A 23,129-nucleotide genomic window follows, 5' to 3' on the forward strand; every position below is an offset into this window, starting at 1 on the left:
ACGTGTGCTCACTGTCGGTGACAAGTTCCCCGAGTTCGACCTGACCGCCTGCGTCTCGCTGGAGCAGGGCAAGGAGTTCGAGCAGATCAACCACAAGACCTACGAGGGCAAGTGGAAGATCGTCTTCGCGTGGCCCAAGGACTTCACCTTCGTGTGCCCGACCGAGATCGCGGCCTTCGGCAAGCTGAACGACGAGTTCGCCGACCGTGACGCCCAGATCCTCGGCTTCTCCGGCGACTCCGAGTTCGTGCACCACGCCTGGCGCAAGGACCACCCGGACCTGACGGACCTGCCCTTCCCGATGCTGGCCGACTCGAAGCACGAGCTCATGCGTGACCTCGGCATCGAGGGCGAGGACGGCTTCGCGCAGCGCGCCGTCTTCATCGTCGACCAGAACAACGAGATCCAGTTCACGATGGTGACCGCCGGTTCCGTGGGCCGTAACCCCAAGGAGGTCCTCCGGGTCCTCGACGCCCTGCAGACCGACGAGCTCTGCCCCTGCAACTGGAGCAAGGGCGACGAGACCCTCGACCCGGTCGCGCTGCTCTCCGGCGAGTGAACAGGAGCCTCTGACATGGCACTCGACGAACTGAAGTCCGCCGTACCGGACTACGCCAAGGACCTGAAGCTGAACCTCGGCTCGGTCATCGGCAACAGCGACCTGCCGCAGCAGCAGCTGTGGGGCACCGTGCTGGCCTGCGCCATCGCGTCGCGCTCCCCGCAGGTGCTGCGCGAGCTGGAGCCCGAGGCGAAGGCGAACCTCTCCCCCGAGGCGTACACGGCCGCCAAGTCGGCCGCCGCCATCATGGCGATGAACAACGTCTTCTACCGCACGCGTCACCTGCTCTCCGACCCGGAGTACGGGACGATGCGCGCCGGTCTGCGGATGAACGTCATCGGCAACCCGGGCGTGGAGAAGGTCGACTTCGAGCTGTGGTCCCTCGCGGTCTCCGCGATCAACGGCTGCGGCCAGTGCCTGGACTCGCACGAGCAGGTCCTGCGCAAGGCCGGTGTCGACCGCGAGACGATCCAGGAGGCCTTCAAGATCGCCGCGGTGATCCAGGCCGTGGGCGTCACGCTGGACTCCGAGGCGCACCTCGCGTAACCCCATGCGGAAGCGGGGCCCGGAACCTATGGTTCCGGGCCCCGCTTCCGTATGTACGGCTCACTCGTATGTACGGGTCACTTCTGCGGCGGCTCCGCCGCGGCGGCGTCCGTCGCCGTCGCCCCCCGCGGCTGCGGCGCCTGCTTGAGGGCCGCCTCACGGGAGTACGCCCGCAGATAGCCGACGACCGTGTTCGTGACGGCCACCAGCGGCACCGCCACGACCGCCCCGCCGATCCCGGCGACCATGCCGCCCGCGGCGACCGAGAGGATCACCGCCAGCGGATGCACCCGCACCGCGCGGCCGAGGATGAACGGCTGCAGGATGTGCCCCTCGATCTGCTGCACGGCGAGGACCACGGCCAGCGCCATCACGGCCGTGAACACGCCCTGCGTGACCAGCGCGACGACCACCGCGAGCGCACCGGAGACCACGGCGCCGACCAGCGGCACGAACGAGGCCAGGAAGATGATGACGGCGAGCGGCACCGCCATCGGCACCCCGAGGAAGTAGATGCCGAGGCCGATGAAGATGGCGTCGATCATGGCCACTATCACCGTGCCGCGCACGTAGGCGGTGAGGGTGCGCCAGGCCCGCGGTCCCGCGCCCGCGATGCCGGGGCGCGCCTGGGCGGGCACCAGCTTCAGGAACCACTGCCAGATGCGCTTGCCGTCGTAGAGCAGGAAGAGCGTCGAGAACATCGCGAGCAGGATGCCGGTCAGCGTCTCGACGATGACCGTGACGCCTTCGAGGCCCGCGGAGGTGAGCTCCTCCGTGTTGGCGCCGACCGCGTCGCGCAGGCTCTTGGCGATGTCGTTGATCTGGTCCTCGGTCACGTGGAAGGGGCTGTTGAGCAGCCACTTGCGCAGGTCCTCGATGCCGTCCTGGACCTGCCGCGACAGTTCGTCGGCGTTCTCCATGACCTGCCAGACCACGAACCAGCCGACCAGGCCCATGATGACGAAGCCGAGGATCGCGGTGACCGCGGTCGCGAGACCGCGCGGCAGCCCGAGATTCCTCAGCCGGCCCACCGTGGGCTGCAGCAGCGCGGTGATCAGCAGGGCCGCCACGAAGGCGAGCACCACCAGCTGTACCGCGCTGATGACCTTCATCAGGACCCAGAGCGTGCCCGCGAGGACGAGGAGGCGCCAGCCGGCCTCGGCGGCGACCCGCATCCCCCACGGCACGGCCGCCGCGGGATCGGGTCTGGGGGCCACGGCGGGCGCGTAGTCGGGCGGCGGGGGCACGTACTCCTGTTCGTGCTCGCCGGTGACGACGTCACCCGGCTCGCCGGTCTCCGGGTCGGTGTCCCGGTCGGCGTTCTTCTCGCGCCGCTCGTTCAACCGCTCGCCCACTCCGCTCAGTCCGGCGCCGAGCCGGTCGAACCATCCTGGCACTCGCGACATGATCCGTCCTCTTCCCCCGTCTTTCCCCACCACTCCTCCCTGGAGTTGTCCGCACCGACCGTACACGGGAGAAACCCCCCACCGTAGGACGGTGAGGGGTCTCCAGAGGTTGAGCGCGGTACGGCCGTTGCTGCGGGGCCTAGTACCAGTTGTTGGCCTGCCAGAAGCTCCAGGCGCCGCACGGGCTTCCGTAGCGGTCGTTCATGTAGTTCAGGCCCCACTTGATCTGCGTGGCCGGATTGGTCTGCCAGTCGGCGCCCGCCGAGGCCATCTTGGAACCGGGCAGCGCCTGGACGAGGCCGTAGGCACCCGAAGAGGCGTTCTGCGCCTTGTAGTTCCACGTGGACTCGTGGTTGACGATGTTGCTGAAGCACTGGAACTGGTCGCCGGGGACCATCTGCCGTGCCATCGCCTGGACCTGAGCGACCGTGTAAGAGCTCTGGGGCGTGAAGCTGGAGGCGTCGCGGGCGGAGGAGCGGCTGGCCTTGGACTCGGCCTTCTCCTCACGCTCCTTCTTCTCGGCGGCCTTCCGGTCCGCCTCCGCCTTCTCGGCCTTCTCCGCGGCCTTCTGCTTCTCGATCGCCGAGGCGGCGGCCTGCTTGCGGGCCTCCTCCGCTGCGGTCTTCTTCGCGGCGGTGTCGGCGGCCATGGCCTGCGCGTCGGCCTGCTGCGTCAGGGACGCGGTCTGGACCTGGGCCTGCTGACCCGCGGGTATGTCTGCGAGGAGCGTCGCGTCGCTTGCCGCTGCCTCGATGTCATTCGTGTTCGAGGGCTGGGTGTCGCCCGAGGCGACACCCACGACAGCGCCGACGGTGGTGACCGCGGTGGCCGAAGCCACGGCGAATCCCCGGACCGAAATCCGGCTCACACGGTTTCCTTCCAGCATCGCCCGCATAGGTGACCTCGCGGACGCAATCGTGCCCCTGGCGCTGGCCTCCGCTTGCGATCGGTCACGGGAGGCACGGACCCGGTGGACAACTCCCGTGCGGGGAGCGCCGCGTGGTGCTCGGGCGGCATGCGACGGTCACTATGAAGTTCTGTTGTCTCGTACCGCTGGGGGTACACGTGTGTCGCATGCGGGGCCTGACAGGACTGAGACTCTGCCCCAGCTCGACGCCGCAAGGCAATTCTCCGTTGCGTGGGAAAGCTCACACCCCGTTTGCCCCAGGAGTTTTACGGAAACAGGCACACGCGAAGACGCCGCCCGGCTAGGCTCGCTCGCTTCGCCGGACGGCGCCAACCACCGTGCATACCGCGTCAGATGTGGCTGTCCTCCAGCATTTCGGTCACCAGGGCCGCGATCTGCGAACGCTCCGAGCGCGTGAGCGTGACGTGGGCGAAGAGCGGATGGCCCTTCAGCTTCTCGACGACGGCGACCACTCCGTCGTACCGCCCCACGCGGAGGTTGTCGCGCTGGGCCACGTCATGGGTCAGTACGACACGGGAGTTCGCCCCGATCCGGGACAGGACGGTCAACAGGACGTTCCGCTCCAGGGACTGGGCCTCGTCCACGATCACGAACGCGTCGTGCAGCGACCGGCCGCGGATGTGGGTGAGCGGCAGCACTTCGAGCATCCCGCGCGCCGTCACCTCCTCGATGACCTCTTTCCCCGCCACCGAGCCGAGCGTGTCGAAGACCGCCTGCGCCCAGGGGCCCATCTTCTCGGCCTCGGTGCCGGGCAGATAGCCGAGCTCTTGCCCGCCCACCGCGTACAACGGCCGGAAGACCATCACCTTCTGGTGCTGCCTGCGCTCCAGGACGGCCTCCAGGCCCGCGCAGAGCGCGAGCGCCGACTTGCCGGTGCCCGCGCGGCCGCCCATCGAGACGATCCCGACGGCCGGGTCGAGGAGCAGGTCGAGCGCGACCCGCTGCTCGGCGCTCCGCCCCTTGAGGCCGAACGCCTCCCGGTCGCCGCGGACGAGCCGGACATTGCCCTCGGCCGTGACGCGGCCGAGGGCCTTGCCCTTCTCCGACTGGATGGTGAGGCCCGTGTGGACGGGCAGGTCGGCCGCCTCGGGGACGTACAGCTGGTCCTCCTCGAAGAGGAGGTCCACCTGCTCTCCGGAGAGGGTCAGTTCGGACATGCCGGTCCAGCCGGAGTCCGTGATGGCGAGCTCGGCGCGGTACTCCTCGGCGAGCAGCCCCACCGACGAGGCCTTGATCCTGAGCGGGAGGTCCTTGGAGACGACGGTGACGTCGTACCCCTCGGCCTGGAGGTTGCGTGCTACGGCGAGAATCCGAGAGTCGTTGTCCCCCAACCGGTAGCCGGCCGGGAGCACGCCGGGATCGGAGTGGTTGAGCTCGACGCGCAGCGAGCCGCCCAGGTCCCCGATCGGGATCGGGGCGTCCAGGCGGCCGTGCCGGATGCGGAAGTCGTCCAGCAGGCGCAGCGCCTGCCGGGCGAAGTAGCCGAGCTCCGGATGGTGCCGCTTGGCCTCCAGCTCCGTCACCACGACGACGGGCAGCACTACTTCGTGCTCGTCGAAGCGGATCAGGGCGTTCGGGTCGGCCAGCAGGACGCTGGTGTCGAGAACATAGGTGCGCCTGTCGGGCATGCGGCGCTTTGTGCTGGTCACCACGGAAGGACGTACCCCCTCGGATGAGGTCGGGGAGCGACGGGAGGGTTCTGGACCGGGCACGGGCCACGATGCGTGGGCCGAGCGCCGGCCCTCCACGTCGCCCGTGTCGCGCACACGGTCGTCCTGGTGCAAAGGGCCTCCCGGGCGGACGGCCCGATGCCGTCCGCTGAGATACGACGTCCCTTTCGGATACTGCACGGACGTCGACCTGGAAGGCTTATTCCCTCGAACAAGCGCAGCCATGCCAGGGCATATGACGACGCGTTGGTTAACTCCCGGTTACCCCGACCTCAGGGGCGGATCGGGTCAGCCGCCGTAACGGCGGTGGCGCGCGGCGTAATCACGCAGCGCACGCAGGAAGTCGACCTTGCGGAAGGCCGGCCAGAAGACTTCGCAGAAGTAGTACTCCGAGTGAGCGGACTGCCAGAGCATGAATCCGGAGAGCCGCTGTTCGCCGCTCGTACGGATCACCAGGTCGGGGTCCGGCTGGCCGCTGGTGTAGAGGTGCTTGGAGATCTGGTCGATGTCGACGCTCTCCGCGACGTCCTCCAGGCTCGCGCCGTTGGCCGCGTTCTCCAGGAGCAGCGAGCGGACGGCGTCGGCGATCTCCTGGCGGCCGCCGTAGCCGACGGCGACGTTGACCAGTATTCCCTTGTTGTGGTGGGTCGCCTCTTCGGCTTCCTTCATGACCGTCTGGGTGTGGGCCGGCAGCAGGTCGAGTGCGCCGACGTGGTGCACACGCCAGCGGCCGTCCGCGACGAGCGAGCGGACCGTGGCCTCGATGATGCCGAGGAGCGGCTTGAGCTCGTCGTCGGGCCGGTCGAAGTTGTCCGTCGAGAGCATCCACAGCGTGACGACTTCGACGTCCGTCTCGGCGCACCAGCCGAGGAACTCCTCGATCTTGTGTGCGCCCGCCTGGTGGCCCTGTGCGGTGGTCCCGCCCGCCGCCTTCGCCCAGCGGCGGTTGCCGTCCAGGATGACCCCGATGTGCTTGGGGACCTGGTCGTGGTCGAGGCGGCCTTCCACCCGGCGTGCGTAAAGTCCGTACACCAGGTCGCGCAGGTTCACGTGTGTCAGCCTCCAGCAGATGGCGGTCCTCAAGGGGCGCGCCCAGAGCAACCCCGAGGGCGACACCCTACCGCCGCTCCAGCGTCCCTCCACAGTCGGGGCGCGGGCCGCTGAAGTAGTTTCGTGCCCATGAACGACACGTCTACGTATCGCGCGGCACCGGACCGCTACGACTCGATGGAGTACCGGCGCACGGGCCGCAGCGGTCTGAAGCTGCCCGCCGTCTCGCTCGGCCTCTGGCACAACTTCGGTGACGACAAGGCCCTCGAAACGCAGCGCGCGATCCTGCGCCGCGCCTTCGACCTGGGCGTCACGCACTTCGACCTGGCGAACAACTACGGTCCGCCGCCCGGTTCGGCGGAGCTCAACTTCGGCAAGGTCTTCGCACAGGACTTCGCCCCGTACCGCGACGAGCTGATCGTCTCGACCAAGGCCGGCTACCTCATGCACCCCGGCCCGTACGGCGAGTGGGGCAGCCGCAAGTACCTCCTGTCGTCCCTGGACGCGTCGCTCTCGCGCATGGGCCTCGACTACGTCGACATCTTCTACTCGCACCGCTTCGACCCGGACACCCCGCTGGAAGAGACGATGGGCGCCCTCGCCTCGGCCGTCCAGCAGGGCAAGGCGCTCTACGTGGGCGTCTCCTCGTACAACAGCGAGCAGACGGCCGAAGCGGCGCGGCTGCTGCGGGAGATGGGTGTCCCGGCGCTCATCCACCAGCCGTCGTACTCCATGATCAACCGCTGGACCGAGGAGGACGGTCTCCTCGACACGCTGGAGGCGGCCGGCATGGGCTGCATCTCCTTCGTGCCGCTCGCCCAGGGCCTGCTCACGAACAAGTATCTGAAGGGCATCCCGGAGGGTTCGCGCGCGACGCAGGGCAAGTCTCTCGACCCGGAGCTCCTGAGCGACGAGGTCGTACGCCGGCTCAACGGCCTGAACGACATCGCGGCCGGCCGCGGTCAGTCCCTCGCGCAGCTCGCCCTCAACTGGGTGCTGCGCGACGAGCGGATGACGTCCGCGCTGATCGGCGCCTCCAGCGTCAAGCAGCTGGAGGAGAACGTGGCGGCGCTCGCCGGCCCGAAGCTGACGGACGCCGAACTGACCGCGATCGACACGTTCGCGGTGTCGACGCCCGGCACGAACATCTGGGCCGGCCGGGGCTGACCCGGCGGGTGGATGTGGTGGAGCCCCGGGCCGTTCCGGCCCGGGGCTCCGTTCACGACTGGCGCGCGGTCAGGCGCGCGGGCGCTTGAACCACGCGCCGGCGGCGCCCTGCGAGAGCAGGATGACCGTGGCGATCGAGCCGAGCAGCGGCAGCAGGCCGCCCGGGTTGCCGGCGGCCGCGCCGCCGAGTCCGAAGAGGATCTGCACGCTCATCAGGACGATGCACGTGACGCGTATGCCGTTGCCCGCGGTGTTGAACCGGAAGGCCAGGCCGGCCGCGACCAGGAGGCAGATGTTCACGCCGAGGGCGGCGCCTCCGGTCTCCGGGTCGGAGAGGGCGATCAGCAGGATGCTGCCGATGACGGTGAGCCCGCCGAGGACCCAGATGACGATCTGCGCGGCGCGGACGACACCCGGCATGCTCTGCGGGGCCATCGGGCCGGGCCCGTATCCCGGTCCGTACCCGTAGCCGTGTCCGTGTGCGGGACCGTAGCCGGTGCCGTATCCGGGGCCGTACGCGTGGGCGGGGTCCTGAGCCGGGCCGTTGTAGGTGGGCAGGCCGGGCTGCGGGTCGGGCCGGGGAGCGGGCGGTGGGGGGAATTGGTTCGACATGTACCTGACGATAACGGGATGTCGATCTTCGTCTTCGCGGCGCCGTGCGCACCGGCCGCGCCGTGGCACGGAAAAGTGCACAAAAAAACGGGCCGGTCCGTGGGGGGGGAGACGGACCGGCCCGAGGGGGGGTTTCCACCATAACCCTTCGTAAGTGCTGCTGGGTGCATCGACGGGAAACAACTACTCTCCGAGACCGGCCGACGACTGCGCGATCCCGTTCTACCGGCGGAATCCCGGGTTCGGGGGCGTATTTCGGCCGGGCGTGGCGGTACTCCGAGAGGGGGACCCCCGCGAGCTTCACGCGCTTGACGCCCCGGAGCGCCGAACCGCTAATTTCACGGGCATGGCGACGATGACGGTCTCGGCTCCCCCGCCGGAGGTCCCGCCGGGGACTCCGGCGGCGATTTCGGCGGAGATCCCGCTGGAGATCGCCGACTCGGCGCGGGCGCGGCGCCGGGGGCTGCTCGGGCGCACGGGCGTGGAGGGGGCGCTCCTGCTGACGCCGGCGAGCGGCGTGCACACACTGCGGATGCGGTTCGCCATTGATGTGGCGTATCTCGACCGTGAGTGGCGTGTGCTGTCCGTCCGGACGATGCGGCCGGGCCGGATCGGAGTGCCGCGGCCGCGGGCCCGGCACGTGATCGAGGCGGCGGCCGGGGCGATGGCCCGGTGGGGCGTACGCCGGGGTGCGCGGATCGTCGTGCGCGGTGCGGGAGACGGCGCCGGGTGACGGCTCGCGGTGCCGCGCGGCCCCCTCCACCGCGCGGCACCGCCCGCGCGAGTTTGCTCACGCGAATTAGCCTTGGTCTGAACTTACGCGACGTTCAGGGGCGGATCGAGCCAGTATCGATAACGATGCGGAATCACGACTTCCATTACGGTGCGTACGTCCCGAAGTGCGACATGAGCGCACCCTGCGGCGATCCGCCCCAATTGCGGGCCTAAGCCGCACTATCCGACGCGCTGCCGGCTCCCGCCTTGTTCGCGATCACCTGCTGCATGTGCTCGTCACCCCACAACCCCAGGGGAAGCAGCGCCGCGTTGAGGGACTCGCCGAGTCCGGTCAGCGAGTACTCGACTTTCGGCGGCACCTCGCGGTAGACCTCGCGGTGCACGATGCCGTCGGACTCCAGCTCGCGCAGCTGCTGGATCAGCATCTTCTCGCTGACACCGGCGATATGCCGCCGAAGCTCGCCGAAGCGCAGCGTCCTGCCCGAGTGCAGCGCCCACAGGATCATGGGCTTCCACTTGCCGCCGACGACGTCCACCGCGGCGTCGAGCCCGCAGGCGTACGGCTTACTGTCCTTCGGCACGGCCAACTCCTCTGCTCCGCACGCTCACTTACCGATCGACAGTCGACAGTACCGGCTTGCGGAGGTCGAAGAGGTGCCGCGTGCTGTGGGCCACGAAGGGGCCCTCCGCCCGGATGCGGTCGTGCAGCTCGCGCAGTCGCGGGCGGTACTCCGCCACGGTGAAGCCGGGGACCATCCACACCACCTTGCGCAGGAAGTGGACGACCGCGCCGACGTCGTGGAACTCCATCCGCAGCCGCTCCGCCCGCAGGTCGACGACCTCCAGGCCCGCCGCCTCGGCCTCGGCACGCTCAAGGTCGGGATGCCGGCCGTTCCTGACTTCCTCCGACTGCGGCCCGAGGAAGTACTCCACGACCTCGAAGACGCTGGCGGGCCCGACGTGCTGGGCGAAGTACGCGCCGCCGGGGCGCAGCACGCGGGCGATCTCGTCGAAGTGGGCCTTGACCGGGTGCCGGCTGGTGACGAGGTCGAACGCCCCGTCCGCGAACGGCAGCGGCGCGTCCTCGGGCGAGGCGACGACGGCGACGCCGCGCGGGTGCAGCAGGGCGGTGGCCTTGGCGACGTTCGCGGGCCAGCCCTCCGTGGCGACGGCGAGGGGCGGCAGGGTGGCGGCGGAGGCCAGCACCTCGCCGCCGCCGGTCTGGATGTCGAGGCTCGCTTGGGCTTCCGCGAGCCGCCGCGCCATCGCCTCGGCGTACCGCCACGAGGGCCGCGCCTCGGTGGCCCGCCCCTCGAACCAGGAGAAGTCCCACCCTTCGGTGGGTGCGGCCTCGGCTTCGGCGAGGAGGTCGTCGAAGGGGCGTTCCCTGGCGTGGGCGCCCGTGGCCCCGGAGCCCGGGCTGTTGTTGTCGCTGCTGCTGCCGCTCATGGGCCAATCCTGACATTTACCGGCCCGGCCGGACGTCCGCCTCTGTCGCGCCGCGCGGGAACGAGACCTCGACGCGGCGGTTCTTCTTGCGACCCTCCTCCGAGCCGTTGTCCGCGATGGGGTAGTCCTCGCTGTAACCGCGCACGGAGTAGGTGACCTCGGGGCCGAGGTGGCTCGACAGCTCGTCGTGGACGGCTTCCGCGCGCTCACGGGAGAGCTTCTTGCCGTGGCCGTAGGACCCGAGGTTGTCCGTGAAGCCGAACACCCTTACGTCCGTGGCCTTCTGTGCCTCGGCCTCCTCCGCGATGGCCTTGATCCGGGCGCTCGCGTCCGGGTTCAGCTTCGCGCTGTCCTTGGGGAACAGGACCTCCGCCTGCAGCGCGAACTTCACGTCCGTGTTGGTGTCCTCGCGCCGCTCCTCACCGCCGAGATCCTCGACGACGGACTTGATGTCCAACACCTTGGCAGGCGCGAGCGTGGCCCCGTCACCGAGCTTCAGCCCCGGACTGTTGGAGTCGACTTGGGGGGGTGGGGAGGTGGTGGTGCTGCCGGGGGGAGCGGGGGGGTCGTCGTCGGCCCAGCTCGGTGCGGGGCCGAGCAGCAGGGCCAGCGCGGTGAGGGTGGCGGTGCCCGCGGTGCCGGCGGTGCGGCGGAGGTGGCGGGTCATGGGTCACTCGCCCTCGGAGATCTCGATGGGCGCGGGGGGCATGGCGCCCACCTGGAAGGTGACGTTGGTGGTTCCTTCGGGCGGGGCGGGGAATTGGGCGTACCAGTCGGCTGTCTGGCTCGGCTTTACGCCGCCTGTGAATTTGGTGCACAGGCAGCGGCCTTGCGTGTCCCGGAGTACGAGGTACTTCTTCTTGCCCTCGTTGTCGATCAGACTCGCCCCTGCCACGGACGAGCCGTTCTTGTTCAGCTCCCGCTCTTCGCCGCGCCAGTTGGCGGCCGCCCAGAACCTGCCGCCATTGTTCGTCACTTTTCCGGAGACCGTCACGAAGCCTCCCTCGTCACGCACAGCGGACGTGACTGTCAGCGTGATGCTCTCCTCGCCCTTGACTTCGGCCAACACCTCGTCCGTCGCGGGGGCCTCATCGTCACCCTTGTCATTCTCCTCATCGCCCCCGCTCTGCTGGGCAGATGATGTGGGAGAGGACTTTTTCTCCGACTTGTCACCGTCACCTTCACCGTCTCCACCGCCGCAGCCGGCCACCGTGAAGACCAGCCCAGTCGTGATCGCCACAGCGGTCATTGCCCTGCGGGTCATCGAGGTACGCCGACTATTCATCGCTACGGCTTCCTTCTCTCGTCGATCGCTTGTCACTCGGCCAGCTGGACGGAGAACAGCACGGAACCGTCCGGGAGATCGTCCAGTTCGAAGTCGTCCGGATCGATTTCGAAGGATTCCCCACCGTCGCACTCGAACTCCACGGCCTTCTCGGGGTCCGACGACGGGGTGAGGTCGCAGCGCGGTTTGATGATCGCGGTGGCGTCGGCCTTCGCATGCTTGGATTCTGTACCCGGGATGATCGAATCGCCGACGGTGTACAGGGTCTCGATCTCCGCGCGGAAGCCCGGGTATCCGTTCACTTCGACGGGCGAGACGAGGACGGTCGCGTCGTTGTCGGCAGCCAGTGCCTCCGCCGCGCCCTGGGCTCCGCCCCCCATGGGCTTGTCGCCTGCCAGCCAGTCCAGCCAGTCGTCACCCTCACCGATGGACAGCCCGAGCCCGTCCATGAGTTCGTCCCGGGCGTCCTGGGCTGCCGCCAAGGCAGAGGCGTCTGCGGCAGTTTGCGCGCCGTTTCGCGCGGATGCGGCCTGAGCGAAGGCAAAGAACGCGAGAGCAACAAAGAGCAGAATCCCCGTCAACCAGATGTAGATGGGGAGCGTCTGCCCTCTGTCATCGTGGCCGAGGCAGTGCCTCAGCCGCCGACCACGTCCGAGACGGCGTCCTGAATGGCGCCGGAGATCTGGCCGTCGAGGCCCAAGCCGTCGATCAGGACGAAGATCCCCGCAATAAGAATCATCAGCCCCGCATACTCCACAAACCCCGCCCCCGCATCCCGCTCCCTCCCCCGAACCCGGGACGCCACGGAAACCGTCCAGTAGACCCAGACATTGAGCACGCGTTCCTTCAGCACGACGGACCCTTCTCTCCCACCCGATACCGCGCCCTTTGTGGTCAGAGGCAACGTACGCCACACGGCGTGCGTCGGCAGCAACTCTGCGCGACGCATGCGGTATCCGGGGTGCCCGGCCCGCAAGTTGGCGGGTTCTCTTCCCCCTCGGTGAGATCACCATGCACGAAGTCCCCTCCCGCGAATCCCGCGAACCGTGAACTCGGATCCGATTGTCCCACATCGAGTTGCAGCCGCGAAGAGCTTTCGCGAAGTCGATGTTTCCGAAATCCGCACCGCACCCACCGCACCCACCGCACCCCCACGCATCCTCAACGCCCCAGAATCGAACCGAAGTCGGAACCCGAACCGAGGAACATTCCCGAGGCGATCAGGATCATCGTGGCCGGGAGCATGAAGACCAGCGTGACCATCGTCGCCTTGGGGATCGTCTTCGCCGCCCTGCGGCGGGAGTTCTGCGCGTCCGTGCGGCGCATGTCCGTCGCGATCTGGATCAGCGTGTCCGCGATCGGGGAGCCCAGTTCCTCGCCCTGCTGGAGGGCGGAGACGAACTGGGCCACCTGCTCGGACGCGTTGCGGCGGCGCAGTTCGTCGAAGGCCTGGCGGCGGCTGACGCCCATGTCCATCTGGCGGAGCGTGATGCGCAGTTCGTCCGCCCACGGCCCCTCGTACCGCTCCGCCACCCGGTCCAGTGCCTGGCGGAAGCCGAGGCCCGCCGAGACGACGACCGCGAGGACGTCGAGGAAGTCGGGGAGGGTGCGGTCGATGACCTCGCGGCGTTCGCGGATCGCCTGCCAGATCAGCGCGTCCGCCGCGACCGCCCCGAAGACGAGGGTGAGCAGGCCGAAGAGCGGCGAGCCGTTCGCGAAGAACACCAGGCCGAGGACGAGGCCGAAGACGCCGTAGACCGCCCGCCGCGCCGCGTAGCGGTCTATCGTCAGGCCGCCCGGGTTGCCCGCCATGTCGATCCTGCGGCGCTTGGCGTCGACCCGTTTCGGGCCCATGGCGCGCAGGACCAGGGGCGCGAAGCGCATGCCCAGGCGGTCCACCGCCGAGCCCGCAGCCGAGACGCGGGTCGCGCCGACCTCCAGGGCCACGGCCAGGTCGGAGGGCAGCTTGGCGTCCGCGCGGTACATGCGGACGCCCTGGCAGACGCCGGCCACGGCGAGTCCCATCGCGGCCGCCAACAGCAAGCCCAGCAACGTATCTCCCCTCCTAGACCTCTCCAGGCCTGTCCTACACTTCGATTTTTCCCAGGCGTCTGATCACGAAGAACCCGACGCCGTACAGGCCCAGTGAGATCAGGATCAGCGTCTGGCCCAGGGGTGAGCCGGTCACGCGCGCCAGCGCTCCCTCGTTCGAGGAGTTGATGAGGAGCAGGGAGCCCAGGCCGAGCAGCGGGACCGTGAACGCCGTCGCGTGGACCTCCGACAGCATCGTGCGGACCTCGCGCCGCGTCTCTTTCCTGTCCTCCAGGGTCTGCGTGAGGTTGCGCAGGGAGTTGACCACCGTGCCGCCCGCCTTGTTGGAGAGGACGAGGGTGGTGACCAGGACGATCAGCTCGCGGGACGGGAGGCGTTCCGCGAGTTCGCCGAGCGTGTCGTCGATGGAGCGGCCCAGCGTCAACTGGTCTGCCACGTGGGAGAGTTCCTCGCCCGCCGGTGCTTCCAGTTCCTCCGCCGCCATCGCCAGGGACGTGCGCAGGGCCAGGCCCGCCGCCGTCGCGTTGGCCAGGATGCGGGCCACGTCCGGGAGCTGGTTGATGAACGCCTCGATGCGTTTCTGGCGTTGCCAGTTGAGGAAGGCGGTCGCTCCCCATATGGCCACGACGCCGGCGATCGGGCCGAAGAACGGGGCCAGGGTCGCCGCCGCGATCAGCCAGAGGGCGGCGACGACCGCGACGACGTAGGTGAAGAATTCGCCGGCCGTCAGGTCGAGTCCCGTCGAGGACAGGCGCAGGTGGATCGACCGGCCAAGGCGGGTGCGGCGCAGCCTGCGGTCGACGGCGGCGAAGCGGCGGGCGCGGCCGTGCGGGCCGCCGTCCCCCGTGCCGGGGCCGAGCGCGAGCCGGTCGACCAGGGCCTGGCGCTGGGCGCGGCCCGACGCGTACGTGTGGACGCCCGCGACCGCGAGCGTGCCGGTCAGGATCGTGGCGCCCAGGGCGAGGAGGGCGGGGTCGTTCATCCGATCGCGTCCCTTGCGTCCAGTACGTCGATGGCCTCCGCCACGCCGAACGCCGGCGGCACCGGTTCGTTCGCGACGTACAGCTTGTCGGCGATCTCGCGCGGCAGCGGCAGGTGTTCGAAGTGACCGTGGACGGTCCGGTCGGCGCCGAGCGGGTACGGCACGAAGCGGGTGACCGGCACGATGCGGAACTGCTGGCGTCCGCGCGAGACGAGCAGCACGATCTCGGCGACCTTGCGGGAGCCGTCGCCGTGCCGGGCGAGCTGGATGACGACGTCGACGGCCGAGTTGATCTGGTCCTTCAGGGCCTCGAAGGGGATCTGGACCTCCGACATGGAGCCGAGGGTCTGGAGGCGCATGAGGGCGTCCTCCGCCGTGTTGGCGTGGACGGTGGCGAGCGAGCCGTCGTGTCCTGTCGACATCGCCTGGAGCATGTCGAGGGTCTCGCCGCCGCGGACCTCGCCGACGATGATGCGGTCGGGGCGCATGCGGAGGCTGTTGCGGACGAGGTCGCGGATGGTGATGTGGCCCTTGCCCTCGACGTTGGGCGGCCGGGATTCGAGGCGGATCACGTGCTCCTGCTGGAGCTGGAGCTCCGCCGAGTCCTCGATGGTGATGATGCGCTCGTGGGCGGGGATCAGCCCGGACAGGGCGTTGAGGAGTGTGGTCTTGCCGGTTCCGGTGCCGCCGCTGACGATGAGGTTGAAGCGGGCCCGCACGAACGCGGCGAGCAGCATCAGCATGTGCTCGTCGAGCGATCCGAGGCCGATGAGTTCGGGGAGCGTGTACGCGCGCGGGAAGCGGCGGATCGTGAGGGTGGCGCCGGTCAGGGCGAGCGGCGGGATGATCACGTTGACGCGCTCGCCGGTGGGCAGACGGGCGTCGACCATGGGGTTCGACTCGTCCACGCGGCGGTTGACCGTCGAGACGATGCGTTCGATGGTCTGCATCAGCTGCTCGTTGGAGGCGAAGCGGAGGGGGAGCTGCTCCACCCGCCCGGCGCGCTCGACGAAGATCGAGTCGGGGCCGTTCACCATGATCTCCGTGATGGAGGTGTCGGCGAGGAGCGGTTCAAGGACGCCGAGTCCGAGAGCCTCGTCGACGACGCGGCGGATCAGCTGGGCGCGCTCGGAGGTGGAGAGGACGGGGCCCTCGCGGCTGATGATGTGGCCGAGGACGCGCTCCAGGCGGACGCGGCGGTCCGCCGCCGCGAGCGACGACATCTCGGCGAGGTCGATCTCCTCCAGGAGCTTGGAGCGGTAGACGGCGACGAGGCCGTCGTCGCGGCTCGGCTCGGTCTGGCGGGTGGGGGCCACGCGGTCGCGCAGGCTCATGTCGTCCTTCAACCTCGTTCTGCCGTACGTGGGTTCGGGCTCGGTCAGCTGTACGCGGGTTCAGTCGGCGTCGTCGTCGTTCGGCATCGTGGCCTCCTTGGTGACGCTCCAGTCCGTGTCCACGAAGGGGAGCAGCGTCGGGACCTGGACCTCCACGGTGGCCGTCGTGGTCGTACCGCCCTGGCTGACGCCGATGGAGGAGGTCAGGCCCCCGTCCATGGCCGCCGCCCCGGCCGCCTCCCCCGAGTCGCCCTGCGAGGCCGCGCGGGCCGCAGCGCGGGCGCCGGAGCCGGCCTGGTTGGCGGCGTAGCCGACGAGGCCGAGCTGGATCGCGGCGAGGCCGATGATCAGGAGGATGGGCAGGAATCCGGCGAACTCCAGCATGGATACGCCCCGGTCGTCCCACCTGCGCGGCCGTTTCACCCGTCCTCCCCCTCCTTCGCCGCGCCTGCCTTTCCGTCCACGCGCCATCCGGCGTCGAAGCCCGGGAAGAACACGGGTACGTCCACCGAGACGCGGGCCTTCCAGACCGTGCCCGCGTCCGTGCACTCCACCGACGCGTCCTGCCAGGCGTCGGGGAGGTGTTCGCGGGCCGCGGCGTCGCAGGCGCCTGCCGCGCCCTCCCCCGCCGCGTACGCCGCCGTGGCGGCCCGCGCCGCCTCGTCCGCCGCGTTCCCGGCGAGGGAGTACGTGTAGCCGTACAGCGCGCACTGCCAGAGGATCGCCATGACCGCGAGCAGCAGGGGGAACATCCCGGCGAATTCGAGGGTGACCGCGCCCCGGTCGCCGCCCGCCGCCTTTCTGCGCAGGGACAGCGCGCGTTTGCCGCCGCCGGCCGGCGGGTCCGCCTCGACCAGGCCCAGTTCGCCCGCGAGGCCCCACAGTGCCTGTTTCACCGAGGAGCGGCTGTCGAGGTCCTGCATGCGGCCCGCGTCGACGGCGGCCTGCAGTTCCTTGAAGCCGGCGGGCACGGTGGAGCGGGCCGTCCGGGTGCCGGTGACGCGTTCGACGAGGGAGGGCTGGATGTCGGTGCCCTTGCCGTACCGGTTGACGACGGTGACGGTCTCCTCGGCCTTGCGGATCTGGAGGCGGTCCCAGAGGCGCACCATGCGCTTGGCGGCGCGGACGGCGACGACGTCGGGGGTGACGAGCAGCAGTGCCTGGTCGGCGAGTTCGACGGCGGTGGCGTTCGCCCCGGTGACGTAGGCGCCGCAGTCGACGACCACGACGTCGTAGCGGGCGCGGAGGGCGCCGATGGTCTGGCGGGCGACGCGGTCGGTGACCTCCTCGCCGCGCTCGCCGTCGGCGGGGGCGAGAAGGAGGCCGATGCCGGTCTCGTGGGTGTAGACGGCGTCCTGGAGGACGCGGGGCGTGATGTCGGAGATGGCGGCGAGGTCGGCGATGGAGCGCCGGAACTGCACGTCGAGGTAGGAGGCGACGTCCCCGGACTGGAGGTCGAGGTCGAGGAGGGCGACGGAGCGGCCGGAGGCGGCGGTGGCGAGGGCGAGCTGGACGGCCGTCACGGTGGTCCCGACGCCGCCCTTGGCTCCGCTGACCGCGACGACGGTGCCGGTCCCCGGTCCGGCGCCCGCGTACACCTCCAGGCCGCCGCTGCCGTTGCCGAGGTGGCGCCGCATGCCCGTGGACCAGGAGGCGGCGGCCTGGACGCGTTCGGCGAGGGCGTCGTAGGCGAGGGGGAGGCCGACGATGCCGCGCGCCCCGGAGTCCATGGCGGCGGTGAGGAGTCCGGGGCTGGTGTCGGCGGTGATCAGGACGACACCGACCGCCGGGAAGCGCAGGACGAGGTCCCGGATCAGGTCGAGGGCCGGGACAGGCCCGATCCGCTCGTGGACGAGGACGACCTCGGGCAGCTCATCGACGGACTCGGCGGCGAGCCGCGCGAGGGTGTCGAGCAGCGCCGTGGAGTCGGTGACGGGCGGCGCGGGTTCGGTGTCGGGCAGCTGACCGGTGAGGATGGACAGCGCGCGGGCCGCGTCGATGTCGCCGACGGCCGGGAGGATCCGAGTGGTCATCCGAGACCTCCTACTTGTCCTCGTCGAGGGTGTACGTCCGGTCACGCGGCGGGACCGTCGCGTCGCCGCCCGCGCCGACGAGGGCGAGCCGGACGTGCGTGGCGAACGACTCGGCGTACGCGACGCGCTGCGCGTCCGCCGTGCCGAGGGCGAAGGTGATCGGCACCGCCTCCGTGGCCCTGCGGCGCGTGCGGTCGTCCTGGTCGGGTTCGAGCGGGGTGAGCTTGCCGACGTCGAGCACCTTGGCGCCCTCCACGATGACTTTGGACTGGTCCTTCGCCTTGTCGGTCTCGCCCTTGAAGGTGGCGTAGATGTTGACCTTCGAACCCGGTGTGATCTTGCCGGCGACGCCGGTCGCCGCGTCGATCATGATGGCGATCTCCTGCTGGCCCGGGCCGAGTTCGGGACGGCCGACGATCATGTCGGACTGGAGCAGCGAGCCCTTCCGCAGCTGGGTGACGGCGATCTTGCCGCGGATCCGGCCCAGGTCCGTGACCGCGTTGTCGGACAGCCACCGCTCGGGCATCTCGACCTTCTCGAACTGGTCGGCGGTCAGTTCCTTGTAGGGCGCGATGTCCTCTTTGAGCTTGTACGCGGGCACCTCGGGGCCGACCTTCGAGTTGGCGTCGCGGATCACCGAGAGGACCCCCGCGAACGCGCCGATCGCGCACAGGACCGACAGGATCAGCAGGATGACACCGCGGCGCTGGCGAGAGTTCATGGGCCGGACTACCTCGATCGAATGCGGTTGGCTACGGACAGTGAGCGGGGTGGCGCACGTGCGGTCGTCGGTCGCGTACGAGGTGCTGGGTCGGTCGGTCCTGGCCTAGGTCGCGCCGCGCGGCAGGGCGGTGACGCCGTGCGCGAGGGTGCGCTGCGAGGGGCGTTCGGAGGGCGGGGGCAGCGGGGCGGCGCAGAACGCGCAGCGGTCGCCGATGAGTTCGAGCCCGCACCAGTGGCAGTCGTCGCGGCGGACGGACGACACCAGTTGGTAGAGGACGGAGATGTCGGGGATGGCGGCGGCGAACTCGACGAGTCTGCCGGTGGCCCACCAGCGCGCGGACTCACCGGGCAGCCGGGCCTCGGTGACCTCCTGGGACTGCCAGGCGGGGGCGAGCGTGCCGGTCACCCAGCCGGGCGCCAGCTTGCCCGTGGCGTAGAGCATCCGCGTACCGAATCCGGGTCCCGGCAGGTGCGCCTCGTCGCCGCCCGAGACCTTCACCAGCTCGGGCCGCGGCGTGGCGAGGACGGCGAACTGGGTGCCGGGGACCCACGACTTGGCGTGCGACTGGAGGGTGACGGGGACCCGGTCGAGCCGGGTGACGGAGCCGAGCAGGGCGCCCGCGTGGATGTAGTGGGAGAGGAGGCGGGCGGCGGAGGCCAGGACGCCGGGGCTGAAGTCGCAGATGGACAACTGCCGTAACTGGAGGGCGAGTACGGCGAGCCCGAGCGGTGGCAGGTCGGAGCGGACGACGGCGATGCGGTCGCTCTCAAGGACCGAGCGGACCGCGTGCAGGCGCTGGGCGACGGAGGCGGGCGCGGAGGACGGGCAGAGGGCGATCACGTACCCGTGGTGCTCGATGAGGGTGTGCATCTCGGTGAGCGCCTGATCGAGCGAGTACGTGCGCGGGGACTGCACGGCCGACTGGAGGACGGCGGCCGACGGGGTGTGCCGGTCGGGTGACGGCAGCACGAGGTCGGGTCCGGTGACGGCTATGGCGGTCGGCAACGCGTACACCCCCGGTCCTCGTGCACTCCTGCCTCAGCACCATATCCACGTCATGGGTGCCTCAACACCCAACTTCCCACTGTTCATGAGTTAGAAGAAGCTGCTCCAGTCCTGGTCGGTGATCTGCTTGACGCACAGCACCAGGAAGAGCAGTCCCGCGATGGTCAGCATGCCGTTGCTGAGCCAGCCGTTGCGCCACTCCCGCGGGGTGCGCGCGGAGTTGAGGAGCCAGACCAGGGTGAGGGCGAGGAAGGGCATGAAGGCCGCGCCCAGGACGCCGTAGATGATGATGAGGCGGAACGGCTGCCCCTGGAAGAGCAGGATCATCGGCGGGAACGTCAGCCACAGCAGGTACGCGCGGAACGGCACGGACTTCTCGTGGGTGCCGGACGCCACCTCCTCGCCGGTCAGCGCCTGGCTCCCGGCGCCGACGCGCTGCTTGCGGTAGCGCTCCACGAAGTCCGCGAACATCAGGCTCACGCCGTGCCACACGCCGATCAGCGAGGTGAACGACGTGGCGAAGAAGCCGACGAGGAACAGCTTGGCGGTGGCGTCGCCGTACTCCTTCTCCAGGATGTCGGAGAGCTGGACGAGTCCCTTGTCGCCGCTCGCGATCGCCACGTTCGCCGAGTGCAGGAGCTCGGCGCCGACGAAGAGCATGGAGACGACGAAGATGCCGGTGGTGATGTACGCGACGCGGTTGTCGAGCCGCATCACCTTCATCCAGCCGGTGTTGGTCCAGCCCTTGGCGTTGACCCAGTAGCCGTACGCGGCCAGGGTGATGGTACCGCCGACGCCGCCGATCAGGCCGAGCGTGTTGAGGACCGAGTCCTTCTCGTCGGGCAGCACGGGCAGCAGGCCCGCGAAGGCGTCACCGAGGTGCGGGGTGACGCGGACGGCGAGGTAGACGGTGACGACGAACATGATGCCGACGAGCACCGTCATGACCTTCTCGAAGACGGCGTACTTGTTGAACCAGACGAAGACCAGGCCGACGAGCCCGGTGAGGATGCCCCACCACTTGAGCTCCATGACGTCGGGGAAGAGCGCCTGGAGCGGCAGCCCGGACGACGACATGGCGGCGGCGCCGTAGACGTACCCCCAGATCACGACGTAGACGACGAAGAACCACGTCGTCCAGCGGCCGAGGCTCGCCCAGCCGTCGAAGAGGGTGCGTCCGGTGGCCAGGTGCCAGCGCCCCGCCGCCTCGGCGAGCGAAATCTTGACGACGCAGCCGAGGACGGCGGCCCACAGCAGCGTGTAGCCGAAGTTGCTGCCCGCGATCAGGGTCGCTACGAGGTCGCCCGCGCCGACGCCGGTCGCCGCGACGACGATGCCGGGGCCGATGTACTTCCAGCTCGACTTGCGCGGCCGCGGTGCCGCGTCGCCCGTGCCGGTGGCGCTGCCTGTGGTTTCAGCCATGCGATCAAGAAAGCGCATGGACGGCCGGGGCACAAGGGGTCGTCGGGGGGCCGAGCCCTCTCCGGTTTCGCGCCCGGGGCGCGCGCCCCCGCACGGATTGGCCAAAGACAGCGTTGACGGGGCCATGCCACGCGCGCACGATGGGCCCGCGCGTCGCCCCGCACGCCATGCGGCACGACGCATTCACACGACGCACCCGTACGTCACATTCGCACGACGCATTCGCACGTCGCATCGCACGTCGTACCCCGACGTAGTGCCCCGCACGTCGCACTGAACAACCCCCCCACCCCTGAGGAGACTTCATGCGACTCCGCATACGCGGCAGGAGATCCGCCGCCCTCGCGGCCCTGCTCGCCCTCACCCTCGCGGCCCCCCTCACCGCCAACGCCTCGTCGGGCGACGCCGACCGGGCCCCGCGCTCCGCGGCGACCGCCGCGGACGAGGAAACACGCCAGTACGAGATCCCGCTGCGCGACGACCGCGCCGCGCGCACCGCGCTCGCCCGCACCGGCGTCTCGATCGACGAGGCCGACGCCCACGCGGTGGTCGTCTCGGCGGACGCCGCCGAGGCCGCGGCGCTCCGGAAGGCCGGCTACGAGCTGAAGCCGCTGGCCGGGCCCCCGAAGCGGACGAACGGCAATCCGGTGGAGGCCAAGGACTTCCCGCCCGCCGACTCGCGCTACCACAACTACGCGGAGATGACCGCGGCGATCGACCAGCGCGTCGCGGCCCACCCGAACCTCATGAGCAAGCGGGTCATCGGCAAGTCCTACCAGGGCCGGGACATCGTCGCCATCAAGATCAGCGACAACGTCGGCACCGACGAGGCCGAGCCCGAGGTCCTCTTCACCCACCACCAGCACGCGCGCGAGCACCTGACGGTGGAGATGGCCCTCTACCTGCTGCGCGAACTGGGCGACGACTACGCCACCGACGCCCGGGTCAAGAAGATGGTCGACGAGCGCGAGATCTGGATCGTGCCGGACCTGAACCCGGACGGCGGCGAGTACGACATCGCGACCGGCTCCTACCGCAGCTGGCGCAAGAACCGTCAGCCGAACGCCGGTTCGTCGAACGTCGGCACCGACATGAACCGCAACTGGGCCTACCGCTGGGGCTGCTGCGGCGGCTCCTCGGGCAGCACGGGTTCCGAGACGTACCGCGGCCCGAGCGCCGAGTCCGCCCCCGAGGTGAAGGTCGTCTCCAACTTCGTCCGCAGCCGTGTCGTCGGAGGCAAGCAGCAGATCAGGGCGTCCATCGACTTCCACACGTACAGCGAACTGGTCCTGTGGCCGTACGGCTACACGTACAGCGACACGGGCCCCGGCCTCACCCAGGACGACCGTGACGCGCACGCCACCGTCGGCCGGAAGATGGCCGCGAGCAACGGCTACACGCCCCAGCAGTCCAGCGACCTCTACATCACGGACGGGTCGATCAACGACTGGCTGTGGGGCAGCCAGAAGATCTTCAGCTACACCTTCGAGATGTATCCGTCGTCCGCCGGCGGCGGCGGTTTCTACCCGCCCGACGAGGTGATCGAGCGGGAGACGTCCCGCAACCGCGACGCGGTCCTGCAACTCCTGGAGAACTCGGACTGCATGTACCGCTCAATCGGCAAGGAACAGCAGTACTGCACGGCCTGACACTTACGGCCCACCGGAGTCCCCGGAGACTTCGGTGGGCCGGTGTCGTTGGCGGGCACCGGGGCCGCCCGGTTTTTTGCGGAGTGTGGCGCCTCCGGGCCGCCAGTAAAGGGCACTCCGCTGCGCTGCGCGTCGGCTCCGCCGATTCCGCTTCGCTCCACCCTTGACTGCCGCCCCTCCACCGCACGCAGACTTTGACCCGGACGGCCAGGGGTGGGGCCGACGGGATCGCTGGGATGGGTCATCGGCTTTCGCTGCCGGGTGCGGACCGGCCCAACGTGGGCGGCGGCCCTCACGAACGATGCGCCGGCACAACCCAGCGCCCGCCACCCGTCCAGCCCGGCAGCCGGGCACCTACTTTGGAAAAGTAGTGAACCGGGAGGCCGCGCGCCCCCATTCACATGCAATGCGTCGCCAGGCCGAAAGGGCGAGGCCGGGAGGGAGAGGCCGCCGCCCGGGGACCTACTTTGGGAAAGTTGCGAATGCGTATGCCGCACGCCCCCCCGAACGGCCAATACGCC

The 23,129-nt window shown here is 69.8% G+C and carries 24 protein-coding genes; 5 read left to right on the top strand and 19 right to left on the bottom strand.

What is annotated here, in order from left to right; translation table 11 throughout:
• Positions 1-4: 4 nt before the first annotated feature.
• Both AB0H82_RS24715 and AB0H82_RS24720 read left to right on the top strand, forming a co-directional pair.
• Positions 5-559, top strand: a complete 555-nt coding sequence (locus tag AB0H82_RS24715) for a peroxiredoxin (protein WP_150171589.1) — start codon at positions 5-7, stop codon at positions 557-559.
• A gap of 15 nt (positions 560-574) precedes the next feature.
• Positions 575-1,105 (top strand): alkyl hydroperoxide reductase, encoded by a 531-nt coding sequence (locus AB0H82_RS24720; RefSeq protein ID WP_362996177.1) that lies wholly within the window; start codon positions 575-577, stop codon positions 1,103-1,105.
• Positions 1,106-1,182: 77 nt separating this feature from the next.
• On the opposite strand, the gene AB0H82_RS24725 is transcribed toward AB0H82_RS24720, so the two are convergent.
• The 4 genes from AB0H82_RS24725 to AB0H82_RS24740 form a co-directional block, all read right to left on the bottom strand.
• Entirely contained in the window at positions 1,183-2,511 is a 1,329-nt protein-coding gene (locus AB0H82_RS24725) for an AI-2E family transporter (RefSeq protein ID WP_362996179.1), read from the bottom strand.
• Positions 2,512-2,650: 139 nt separating this feature from the next.
• Entirely contained in the window at positions 2,651-3,397 is a 747-nt protein-coding gene (locus AB0H82_RS24730) for a lytic transglycosylase domain-containing protein (RefSeq protein ID WP_362996181.1), read from the bottom strand.
• 371 nt (positions 3,398-3,768) lie between these two features.
• Positions 3,769-5,091 (bottom strand): PhoH family protein, encoded by a 1,323-nt coding sequence (locus AB0H82_RS24735; protein WP_362996183.1) that lies wholly within the window; start codon positions 5,089-5,091, stop codon positions 3,769-3,771.
• Between the two features lie 306 nt (positions 5,092-5,397).
• Positions 5,398-6,159, bottom strand: coding sequence for an isoprenyl transferase (locus AB0H82_RS24740; RefSeq protein WP_362996185.1), 762 nt, complete (start codon positions 6,157-6,159; stop codon positions 5,398-5,400).
• 129 nt (positions 6,160-6,288) lie between these two features.
• Here AB0H82_RS24740 and mgrA point away from each other — a divergent pair, with 129 nt between their 5' ends.
• On the top strand, positions 6,289-7,326 hold the full coding sequence (gene mgrA / locus AB0H82_RS24745; RefSeq protein ID WP_362996187.1) for an L-glyceraldehyde 3-phosphate reductase: 1,038 nt from the start codon (positions 6,289-6,291) through the stop codon (positions 7,324-7,326).
• A gap of 69 nt (positions 7,327-7,395) precedes the next feature.
• Here the strand turns inward: mgrA and AB0H82_RS24750 are convergent, their stop codons facing one another.
• A complete protein-coding gene (locus AB0H82_RS24750; RefSeq protein ID WP_362996189.1) occupies positions 7,396-7,938 on the bottom strand; it encodes a hypothetical protein in 543 nt (180 codons plus the stop codon).
• Positions 7,939-8,293: 355 nt separating this feature from the next.
• On the opposite strand from AB0H82_RS24750, the gene AB0H82_RS24755 reads away from it, so the two are divergent.
• The gene (locus AB0H82_RS24755; RefSeq protein ID WP_362996245.1) at positions 8,294-8,671 is read left to right on the top strand and encodes a DUF192 domain-containing protein; all 378 of its coding nucleotides are present in this window, start codon (positions 8,294-8,296) and stop codon (positions 8,669-8,671) included.
• Between the two features lie 211 nt (positions 8,672-8,882).
• Here the strand turns inward: AB0H82_RS24755 and AB0H82_RS24760 are convergent, their stop codons facing one another.
• The 14 genes from AB0H82_RS24760 to AB0H82_RS24825 form a co-directional block, all read right to left on the bottom strand.
• Positions 8,883-9,254, bottom strand: a complete 372-nt coding sequence (locus AB0H82_RS24760) for a helix-turn-helix domain-containing protein (protein ID WP_362996191.1) — start codon at positions 9,252-9,254, stop codon at positions 8,883-8,885.
• 28 nt (positions 9,255-9,282) lie between these two features.
• A complete protein-coding gene (locus AB0H82_RS24765; protein WP_362996193.1) occupies positions 9,283-10,122 on the bottom strand; it encodes a methyltransferase domain-containing protein in 840 nt (279 codons plus the stop codon).
• 16 nt (positions 10,123-10,138) lie between these two features.
• On the bottom strand, positions 10,139-10,789 hold the full coding sequence (locus AB0H82_RS24770; protein WP_362996195.1) for an OmpA family protein: 651 nt from the start codon (positions 10,787-10,789) through the stop codon (positions 10,139-10,141).
• A gap of 3 nt (positions 10,790-10,792) precedes the next feature.
• Positions 10,793-11,407 carry a hypothetical protein gene (locus AB0H82_RS24775; protein WP_362996197.1) on the bottom strand — a complete coding sequence of 205 codons (615 nt, stop codon included), beginning with the start codon at positions 11,405-11,407 and terminating at the stop codon, positions 10,793-10,795.
• A 32-nt stretch (positions 11,408-11,439) separates the two neighbouring features.
• On the bottom strand, positions 11,440-12,045 hold the full coding sequence (locus AB0H82_RS24780; RefSeq protein ID WP_362996247.1) for a pilus assembly protein TadG-related protein: 606 nt from the start codon (positions 12,043-12,045) through the stop codon (positions 11,440-11,442).
• Positions 12,042-12,260 carry a hypothetical protein gene (locus AB0H82_RS24785; RefSeq protein WP_362996249.1) on the bottom strand — a complete coding sequence of 73 codons (219 nt, stop codon included), beginning with the start codon at positions 12,258-12,260 and terminating at the stop codon, positions 12,042-12,044. The genes AB0H82_RS24780 and AB0H82_RS24785 overlap by 4 nt, the downstream gene beginning before the upstream one ends.
• A gap of 308 nt (positions 12,261-12,568) precedes the next feature.
• The gene (locus tag AB0H82_RS24790; protein ID WP_362996199.1) at positions 12,569-13,459 is read right to left on the bottom strand and encodes a DUF5936 domain-containing protein; all 891 of its coding nucleotides are present in this window, start codon (positions 13,457-13,459) and stop codon (positions 12,569-12,571) included.
• Between the two features lie 34 nt (positions 13,460-13,493).
• Positions 13,494-14,441 carry a type II secretion system F family protein gene (locus AB0H82_RS24795; RefSeq protein ID WP_362996201.1) on the bottom strand — a complete coding sequence of 316 codons (948 nt, stop codon included), beginning with the start codon at positions 14,439-14,441 and terminating at the stop codon, positions 13,494-13,496.
• On the bottom strand, positions 14,438-15,775 hold the full coding sequence (locus tag AB0H82_RS24800; protein ID WP_362996203.1) for a CpaF family protein: 1,338 nt from the start codon (positions 15,773-15,775) through the stop codon (positions 14,438-14,440). The genes AB0H82_RS24795 and AB0H82_RS24800 overlap by 4 nt, the downstream gene beginning before the upstream one ends.
• 60 nt (positions 15,776-15,835) lie before the next feature.
• Positions 15,836-16,159 carry a TadE/TadG family type IV pilus assembly protein gene (locus tag AB0H82_RS24805; RefSeq protein WP_362996251.1) on the bottom strand — a complete coding sequence of 108 codons (324 nt, stop codon included), beginning with the start codon at positions 16,157-16,159 and terminating at the stop codon, positions 15,836-15,838.
• Between the two features lie 35 nt (positions 16,160-16,194).
• On the bottom strand, positions 16,195-17,808 hold the full coding sequence (locus tag AB0H82_RS24810; protein WP_362996205.1) for an AAA family ATPase: 1,614 nt from the start codon (positions 17,806-17,808) through the stop codon (positions 16,195-16,197).
• A gap of 10 nt (positions 17,809-17,818) precedes the next feature.
• Positions 17,819-18,529 (bottom strand): Flp pilus assembly protein CpaB, encoded by a 711-nt coding sequence (cpaB, locus tag AB0H82_RS24815; protein WP_362996207.1) that lies wholly within the window; start codon positions 18,527-18,529, stop codon positions 17,819-17,821.
• A 105-nt stretch (positions 18,530-18,634) separates the two neighbouring features.
• On the bottom strand, positions 18,635-19,546 hold the full coding sequence (locus AB0H82_RS24820) for a hypothetical protein (protein WP_362996208.1): 912 nt from the start codon (positions 19,544-19,546) through the stop codon (positions 18,635-18,637).
• An 81-nt stretch (positions 19,547-19,627) separates the two neighbouring features.
• Positions 19,628-20,959, bottom strand: a complete 1,332-nt coding sequence (locus AB0H82_RS24825) for an Nramp family divalent metal transporter (RefSeq protein WP_362996210.1) — start codon at positions 20,957-20,959, stop codon at positions 19,628-19,630.
• Positions 20,960-21,264: 305 nt separating this feature from the next.
• Between AB0H82_RS24825 and AB0H82_RS24830 the strand changes: the two genes are divergently transcribed.
• A complete protein-coding gene (locus tag AB0H82_RS24830) occupies positions 21,265-22,608 on the top strand; it encodes a M14 family metallopeptidase (protein WP_362996212.1) in 1,344 nt (447 codons plus the stop codon).
• Positions 22,609-23,129 lie beyond the last annotated feature (521 nt).

This window comes from Streptomyces sp. NPDC050732 (genome assembly GCF_040654255.1).
In the GTDB taxonomy this organism is placed as follows: Bacteria; Actinomycetota; Actinomycetes; order Streptomycetales; family Streptomycetaceae; genus Streptomyces.